The sequence below is a fragment of the Mycobacterium sp. genome (assembly GCF_025965855.1).
Taxonomy (GTDB): domain Bacteria; phylum Actinomycetota; class Actinomycetes; order Mycobacteriales; family Mycobacteriaceae; genus Mycobacterium.
In genome coordinates, this window is record NZ_JAOPWB010000043.1 from 1 (window position 1) to 5,806 (window position 5,806).

General features: G+C 64.8%; 5 protein-coding genes and 1 pseudogene. All 6 read left to right on the plus strand.

Annotation, left to right across the window (positions count from 1 at the left end; genetic code table 11):
- A pseudogene (locus tag JWP83_RS03380) lies at positions 1–222 on the plus strand (hypothetical protein); the annotation flags it as partial.
- Complete coding sequence (locus JWP83_RS03385) at positions 219–1,592, plus strand: MCE family protein (RefSeq protein WP_297725775.1); 1,374 nt, start codon at positions 219–221, stop codon at positions 1,590–1,592. The pseudogene JWP83_RS03380 and the gene JWP83_RS03385, both read left to right, overlap by 4 nt.
- A complete protein-coding gene (locus tag JWP83_RS03390) occupies positions 1,589–2,722 on the plus strand; it encodes a virulence factor Mce family protein (protein ID WP_297725777.1) in 1,134 nt (377 codons plus the stop codon). Before JWP83_RS03385 ends, JWP83_RS03390 begins: the two co-directional genes overlap by 4 nt.
- Before the next feature lies 1 nt (position 2,723).
- Complete coding sequence (locus JWP83_RS03395; RefSeq protein WP_297725779.1) at positions 2,724–4,193, plus strand: MlaD family protein; 1,470 nt, start codon at positions 2,724–2,726, stop codon at positions 4,191–4,193.
- A 17-nt stretch (positions 4,194–4,210) separates the two neighbouring features.
- Positions 4,211–4,882: an Mce protein gene (locus tag JWP83_RS03400; RefSeq protein ID WP_297725781.1), complete on the plus strand. Its 672-nt coding sequence runs from the start codon at positions 4,211–4,213 to the stop codon at positions 4,880–4,882.
- A gap of 53 nt (positions 4,883–4,935) precedes the next feature.
- Positions 4,936–5,607, plus strand: coding sequence for a hypothetical protein (locus tag JWP83_RS03405; protein WP_297725783.1), 672 nt, complete (start codon positions 4,936–4,938; stop codon positions 5,605–5,607).
- The last annotated feature ends 199 nt before the right edge of the window (positions 5,608–5,806 follow it).

Genomic DNA, 5,806 nt, shown 5'->3' on the forward strand with positions numbered 1-5,806 from the left:
GACGCCATCACCGGCAAGCCGGGTGATCCTCGCTACCCCTATCGGGAGCCGCTGCCTGCACCGCCGCCGGGCGGACCGCCGCCGGGACCGCCAGCACCGCCGCCGCCCAACGCGTCTGACGTCGTGCCGCCCACCGGGACGCCGCCGCCGGGGCCGGTGGACCTGCCGACGCCTGCGACACCGCCGCCGTTACCGCTACCAGCGCAAGGAGGTACACAGTGACGCGATCCCGCTATGTGCGCACCGGCCTGGCAGTGACGCTGGTGGTGCTTGTCATTGCCGGGGCTGTCGTGGTGGCGCGGTCCGCCGCGGCCGTCAGCAAGACGCATGTAGTCGGCTATTTCGCCAACAGCAACGGCGTTTTCGTCGGGGACGAAGTGCGTATCCTCGGTGTGCCGGTCGGCAAGATCGACAAGATCGAACCCCAGGCCGATCGCGCGAAGATCATGTTCTGGTTCGACGACAAGTACAAGGTGCCCGAGGACGCGAAGGCCGTGATCCTGTCGCCCTCGCTGGTCGCGGTGCGCGCCATCCAACTGACTCCGGCCTACACCACCGGGCCGGTGATGGGCGACGACACGGTGATCCCCCAACAGCGCACGGCCGTTCCGGTGGAATTCGACGACCTACGTCAGCAACTCGAAAGGCTCACCGACACACTGCAACCCACGCAGCCGGGGGGCACCAGCACCTTGGGCAGCTTCATCAACACCGCCGCGGATAACTTGCGAGGGCAGGGTCCCGACATCCGCGACACGATCATCAAGCTCTCGCAAGCGTTCTCCGCCCTCGGCGACCACAGCACCGACCTGTTCAGCACGATCAAGAACCTGTCGATCCTCGTATCTGCCCTGCAGAGCAGTCACGAGCTGCTCCGGAGCCTCAATCAAAACCTGGCGTCGGTGACGGGGCTGCTGTCCAACGACCCGAACGAGATCGGCAACGCCGTCTCCGACATCAACTACATTGTCGGCGATGTGCAGAGATTCGTCGCCGACAACCGCGAATCGCTGGGCACGACAACGGACAAGCTGGCGTCGCTGACCCGAGCCCTCAACGACAGCATTCCCGACATAAAGCAGACACTGCACATCGCGGCGCCGGCATTCCAGAATTTCGTCAACATCTATCAGCCGGCCCAGGGCACACTCTCCGGAGCGTTGGCGGTCAACAACTTCGCCAATCCCATCCAATTCATCTGCTCGGCAGTCGAGGCGGCCTCCCGGCTCGGCGCCGAACAGTCGGCCAAGCTGTGCGTGCAGTATTTGGCGCCGATCATCAAGAACCGCCAATTCAACTTCCCCCCCTTGGGCGAGAACCTGTTCGTCGGTGCCACCGCACGCCCGAATGAGCTCACCTACAGCGAGGACTGGTTGCGCCCGGACTACATCCCCCCGCCGGGGTCTACCCCGCCACCCGACGTTGCCGCGCCAGCGCCCCCGTCGCCGCTGGGCGCCGAGGCGCCGGTCTCGCCGGCTTCGGAAGCCCTCGCGCAGGGCGCTCAAGCGCCACCGCTGCCCGCCGAGGCGCAGCCCACCAACCCGGGCAACGGGCTGGAGGGAATGATGGTGCCCCCGGGAGCCGGCTCATGACCGGGCTACGCCGTGCCCTCGCCGCGGCCCTGGCGTTGCTCGCGGGGCTCGGGGTGGCGGGCTGCGAATGGCGGGGCGCCAACTCGCTACCGCTGCCGGGTACCGAAGGCGGCGGGCCCGGCGCGTACACGATTCAGGCGCAGCTGCCCGACGTGAACAACATCGAACGCAACTCCCGCGTGCGGGTCGGCGATGTCACCGTCGGGAACGTCACCAAAATCGAACGTCGAGGCTGGCACGCGTTGCTGACGATGACGATCAACGGCGATGTCGACCTGCCCGGGAACTCGACAGCTACGATCGGACAGACAAGCCTGCTCGGCTCGCTGCACGTGGAGCTGGCGCCGCCGAAAAACGTTGCACCCGAAGGCAAGTTGCATGATGGATCGTTGATCCCGCTCTCGTCAGGCTCGGCTTATCCCAGCACCGAGCAGACCCTGGCGGCGGTGTCGTTATTGCTCAACGGCGGCGGGATCGGCCAGATCCAGGAGATCACCCAGGTGTTATCCAGCGCGTTCGCCGGCCGCGAGGACGACCTGCGCAGCCTGATCGGCCAGCTCGACAGATTCGTCAGCTATCTCAACGACCAGACCGGCGACATCATCGCCGCCACCGACAGCCTCAACAACCTGGTCGGCCAGATCGCCGCGCAGAAGCCAGTGGTGGATAAGGCGCTCAAAACGCTGCCGGATGCGTTGAGCGTGCTCAAAGACCAGCGCACCAACTTCGCCGACGCGCTCGACCAGCTGGGCAAGTTCAGTGCGCTGGCCGCCGACTCGGTGAACCAAACCAAAGAAAACCTGGTCAAGGAACTCAAGGATGTGGGCCCGGTGCTGCAGTCGCTGGCAGACGCCGGACCGGCGCTGACCCGCTCGCTGGACTTCTTCTCCACCTATCCGTTCCCCAAGCCCTCACTGTCGAAGTGGCTGCGCGGCGACTACGCGAACCTCACCGCGGTGATCGATTTGACGCTGAGCCGACTCGACTCGTCATTTCTCACGGGCACCCGGTGGGAGGGCAATCTCACCGAATTGGAGATGCAGTGGGGTCGCACCATCGGCGTGATGCCCAGCCCGTATACCGCCGGCAATCCCCTCGTCGTTCCCTACCACTTGGATCAGGGGCCATAGCATGCACTTGACGCGACGGATCCGCGTACAACTCGCCGTCTTCCTTGCGATAGCGCTGACAGCGTTCGTGGTCATGGCGCTGGGCTACATGCGGTTGCCGAACCTGCTTTTCGGTGTCGGGCACTACACCGTGACGGTGCAGTTGCCCGAAGCGGGCGGGCTCTACGAGCGGGCCAACGTCACCTACCGTGGCACCGAAGTGGGCCAGGTCAAGCAGGTCCGTCTCACCGGCTCCGGAGTAGACGCGGTGTTGTCGCTGCGCTCGGACGTCAAAATCCCCTCGGATCTCGAGGCCGAGGTACACAGTCAGACCGCGGTCGGCGAACAGTTCGTCGCGCTGCTGCCACGCAACGCCACCTCACCGCCACTGAAGGACGGCAGCATCGTCCCGCTGGCCGATACCCGGGTGCCGCCCGACATCAATGCATTGCTCGACGCCACCAATCGCGGCCTGGAGGCGATACCCGGTGACAACCTGAAGACCACAATCGACGAGGCTTCCATCGCGTTCGGCGGGCTGGGACCGGAGATCGCGCGATTCGTGAAGGGGTCGACGGCACTGGCGATCGACGCCAAGAAGAATCTCACGGAGTTAACGAACGTCGTCGACAATGTCGGACCGGTGCTGGACACCCAGACTGACACCTCGGAATCGGTGCAAGCGTGGGCAGCGCATCTAGCTGACATCACCAAGCAGTTGCAAAACAACGACCAAGCAGTGCAGGGAGTCCTGCAAAAAGGTGGCCCGGCGGCCGACGAGGTGCGGCAGTTGTTCGACCGGCTACAACCCACGCTGCCTATCATCCTCGCCAACCTTGTCAACCTCGGCAACATCGGGGTCACCTACCGCGACAACCTCGAGCAGATCCTCGTGCTGCTACCGCAAGGCACCGCGGTCGTTCAAGGGTCGGGCGTGGCGAACCAGAACAACAAAGTGAACTACCCGGCGGCCTATCTGAGCTTCAACCTCAATCTCAACATCCCGCCGGCGTGCACCACCGGATTCCTGCCCGCCCAGCAGCAACGGTCCATGAGCTTCCAGGATTACCCCGACCGCCCCCCGGGCCTGCTGTACTGCCGTGTGCCGCAAGACTCTTCGCTCAACGTGCGTGGCGCGCGCAACTACCCGTGCGAGACGCGACCCGGTAAGCGCGCCGCCTCGGTAGAGCTGTGCGAGAGCGAGCAGCCCTACGTTCCACTCAACGACGGCTTCAATTGGAAAGGAGACCCGAACGCCACCTTGTCGGGCCAAGGCGTTCCTCAGTTCCCGCCGGGTACCGCGCCGCCACCGGGATACCCGGCCTCGGCTCCGGCTGCGCCGCCGCCACCGATCGCGACCGCCGAGTACGACCCGGCCACCGGCACCTACGTGGGACCTGACGGTCACGTGTACACACAAGCCGACCTGGCTCCTGGCGCCAAGCAAAACCAAACATGGCAGTCGATGCTGCTGCCCCCACCCGCGTCATGAGCCCACAGGAGACAGCAATGGTGACCGATCTGAAGACACGTCACGAATCGCCGGCGGTGGGCCCGGCGTCGGACAGCGGAGCCGACAGCGCGGATGCCCCCGGCTCGAATGCCGGTATGTCTTCGACCGAGGTCGACGACACCGATGACGCGCAGCACGGCGACGATGGCGAGACAGCCCCGGCCGAGGCATCCAGCAAGACACCGATGTCTCCTGTCCGGTTGGCAACGCTGAGCGCGTTGCTCATCGTCGTGACGCTTACCGGGCTGGTCGGCTGGTTGGGCTACCGGACCTACGAGTCCCGCCATGCTCGGGATCAGCGCGAGCTGTTCCTGCAGGTCGGCAGGCAGGGGGCGGTCAATCTGACCACGATCGACTGGCAGCACGCCGACGCCGATGTCAAACGCATCCTCGACGGCGCGACTGGCACCTTCTATGAGGACTTCGCGAAGCGTTCACAACCGTTTGTCGACGTCGTCGAGAAGACGAAGTCCACAACAGTTGGAACGATCACCGGGGCAGCCGTTGAGTCCAGTACGCCGAGCGACGCCCAGGTGCTGGTCGCCGTCAGCGTCAAGACCTCCACCGCCGCTGCACCGGAACAGGATCCGCGTCACTGGCGGATGCGGATATCCGTGCAGGAGCTCGGCGATCAGGCCAAGGTCTCCAATGTGGAGTTCGTGCCGTGATCCAACCGACATCCGAGACCCTCGGCAGAACCAAGAATGAGAGCACCACGAAGATGAACGCAACCGCAATCCCGGCTCAGATCGACGCCGCAACCGCCGATTACGAGGCAGAGGTCGCCGAGGAACCCGCCACTAGAAAGGCCGCGGCGTCCGAACAAGCCACAGACACCGAGGATTCGACCGCGGATTGCGACGCAACCACAGCGGAGGACGACACGCCGGCCAACACGCCGGCCAAAGCCAAACGACGCACCAGGGTTTTGGCCTTCGGCGTGCTTCCCGGTGTGGCGCTACTGCTCGCGTTGACCGCCGGGTTCCTCAAGTGGCAGGACTCATCGAGCCGCGACTCCGACATCGCGGCCGTCGAATCCGTGCAGACCGCCCGAGACTCAACGATCGCGCTGCTGTCCTACCGACCGGGCACTGTTGACAAGCAACTCACGGCCGCGCGTGATCTGCTCACCGGCCCGTTCCGCGATTCCTACACGTCGCTGACCCGCGACGTGGTGATTCCTGGCGCCAAACAGAAGCAGATCTCGGCGGCCGCATCGGTGGCAGCCGTCGCGTCGGTGTCGGCCAATCCAAGCCATGCTGTTGCCCTGGTGTTCGTCAACCAGACTGTGGTTGTCGGTAACGACGCCCCTACCGACACGGCGTCCAGCGTCAAAGTGACGATGGAAAAGACGGGCAGCCGATGGCTCATAAGCGGTTTCGATCCGATATGAGGTCACGATGATTGTGCACGACAACTGGGCCGCCGATCATCACGCGCTCGCCGCTGACGGCGATGACAGCGGACAACTCCCCGCGGAGCAACCACTGGTGTCACTGGTAGTTGACGTCGTGCCGCGCCCGGATGCACAACGATAGCGGCGTGACGAGCACCTAAGGGCCGAGCAACATTCGGCCAGTTGGACCGTCAAC